Genomic DNA, 2,424 nt, shown 5'->3' on the forward strand with positions numbered 1-2,424 from the left:
GGCAGCGGTTCCAAGGGCTCCAAGGGCTCCGGCTCGAAGGGCAGCGGCTCGAAGGGCTCCAAGGGTTCCGGCTCGAAGGGCAGCGGCTCCAAGGGTTCCAAGGGTTCCGGCTCGAAGGGCAGCGGCTCCAAGGGCTCGAAGGGCTCCAAGGGTTCCGGCTCGAAGGGCAGCGGCTCGAAGGGCTCCAAGGGTTCCGGCTCGAAGGGCAGCGGCTCCAAGGGCTCCAAGGGTTCCGGCTCGAAGGGTTCGGGTCATGGATCTTACCGTGGCGAGCACGAAGGCGAGCATCACGCCTCCTATGAAGAAGGGTGTGAAGAAGGCTTCGAGGAACACGAGGAACATGAATGGGCCTAGCCCTCGGCTAGCCTGACATGGCCTGACAATTTGGCCCCCGCTTTCAACCGCGGGGGCTAATTTTTTACCCATATTTAAGCATAACAAGTTGATAATCGCGGAAATGTGAGGTTTCCGCCGTGTTCCAGAGTATCCGTATCCCTGCCGGTATTCGGGCCTCGATCGACCGGATCTTCGCCCGTCACCGGCAGGTGGTCTGATGCTGGCGCGCAACCCCGAATTCAAGGCCGGTATTGCCGCCGACGCGGAACGCACCGAAGTCGCCGCGATCATCGGTGGCGGCAAGCGCATCGTCTACGGTTTCATCGCCGTCTTCGTGCTCTGGGGTCTGCTGGTCCCGCTCGACTCGGCGATCGATGCCAAGGGCGTCATCACCACGGCCGGCAACAACAAGCTGCTGCAGCATGTCAATGGCGGCCGGATACGCTCGATTCTCCTGGGCGAGGGCGCCCACGTTGAAAAGGGCGACCTGATCATGGTGCTCGATCCGGAGGTCAACCGCGCCGAGCTGTCGGAATTGCAGGCGCGCCAGGCGGTCCTGCTGGCCAAGAAGCGCCGGCTGTCATCCATCGATGACCAGACCGCTTCGCTCGCCGAAGGGCCCGGCTCCTGGGGCATCCGGACCGGCGTCGACCGGTTCCTGCGGACGGCCTCGACAGGTGCCGACCAGACCGGCCACGACATGCACCAGGCCATCTATGAAAGCCAGAACCTCGAACGGTACTTCGAAGGCCATTCCATCGAAGCCGAGGTCGGCGCGCTGCGTCACCAGGCTGAGAGCCTGAAGCGCGAGCGGTCCGGGCTTCTGGGCATGCGCGACAGCGCGCAGGCAAGCCTGCGCTACCTCAGGGACGAAATCGCCAACATGCGGCCGCTCGTCGAGGCCGGCTATCTCGCGCGCAAGGAACTGTGGGACCGGACCCGCGAGGAAAGCCAGAAGGTGGGAGAACTCGCCGACCTGGACAGCCGGCTGCGGCGGCTAGACGAGCAGACCCTCGAGGTTCAGAACCGCATCGACGCCTATGTTTCCGGCCAGCAGCAGGCTGCCGCGAAGGAAATGACGGCCGTGCTCGGCGAACTCGCGCAGATCCGCGATCGCCTCGTTTCGGCTGAACAGGCGCTGTCAAACACGGAAATCCGGGCGCCTGCCAGCGGAACCCTGATCGCCTTTTCCGCCAACACGGTTGGCGGCGTTCTGCGCGGCGGCGATACGATCGGCGAGATCGTTCCCGACAATGCCCCCTTGATCATCCAGGCGAAGGTCCGCCCGCAGGACATCGCCGAGGTCAAGGAAGGCCAGGTCGCCCGGGCCGAGGTGACCGCGCTTGACCGCCGCCGCTATGATCCGATCGACACCGTCCTGACCTATGTCTCCGCCGATGCCATCCGCAATCCGGCGACGGCCGAATCCCATTATCTCGTCTATGCGAAGCCGGAAAAGACGATTTCCAGGTCGGAAGGCGGAGGGCTGCTCAAGCCGGGCATGGACGTCAATCTCTACGTTCACGCCGGAAGCCGGCCCTTCCTTGTCTACCTGCTGAGCCCGTTCATCACGAGCTTCGAGAGGGCCTTCAATGAACCGTGAGCGGAAGGCTTCGTTGCAGGTGCGGTCGCCATCGCGCGGATTGTGCGTCTCGACGCTCGCGATGGCATTGATGACGCTGCAGGGCACCGCCGGCGCGTCGGCCATGGAAGGCGTGTTGCGCGGAAGCTTCGACCATCCCGACGTCATGGTGCTGGATCGCCCGGTGCTGGCGGGCATGCGCCTGCGAACCGGCCTGGGCGCTATGGCCAGCCAGGCCGATCCGGGCATCGTGCTGACCCTTCGGCGCGCCCTGGGCACCGACCTCGGCCTTCGCAAGTCCATCGCCGACAGCCAGGCCGCCCGTGCCGGTGTCTGGAGCGCCATGGCGGCTTATGTACCGACCATCAACGGAACGGTCGCGCGGACCTATTTCAAGGATACCACGCTGTCCGGGCGCCAGACGAGCGAGACGATGTCGCTGGATGCGTCGGTCACCCTGCTGGACATGGGAACCCGGTACTTCGGGGTGAAGCGGGCGAAGGCGG

Annotated in this window: 3 protein-coding genes; all 3 read left to right on the forward strand. The window is 64.8% G+C overall.

What is annotated here, in order from left to right; all coding sequences use genetic code 11:
* Positions 1-354 (forward strand): hypothetical protein (locus CSC94_RS24765; RefSeq protein ID WP_205853414.1); only part of this gene is annotated, 354 nt, incomplete at its 5' end.
* Positions 355-553: 199 nt separating this feature from the next.
* Positions 554-1,939, forward strand: coding sequence for an HlyD family type I secretion periplasmic adaptor subunit (locus CSC94_RS23845; protein WP_099308849.1), 1,386 nt, complete (start codon positions 554-556; stop codon positions 1,937-1,939).
* Positions 1,929-2,424, forward strand: a 496-nt coding sequence (locus tag CSC94_RS23850; protein ID WP_133123096.1) for a TolC family protein, incomplete at its 3' end; no start/stop codon positions are given. The genes CSC94_RS23845 and CSC94_RS23850, both read left to right, overlap by 11 nt.

This window comes from Zhengella mangrovi (assembly GCF_002727065.1).
Taxonomy (GTDB): domain Bacteria; phylum Pseudomonadota; class Alphaproteobacteria; order Rhizobiales; family Rhizobiaceae; genus Zhengella; species Zhengella mangrovi.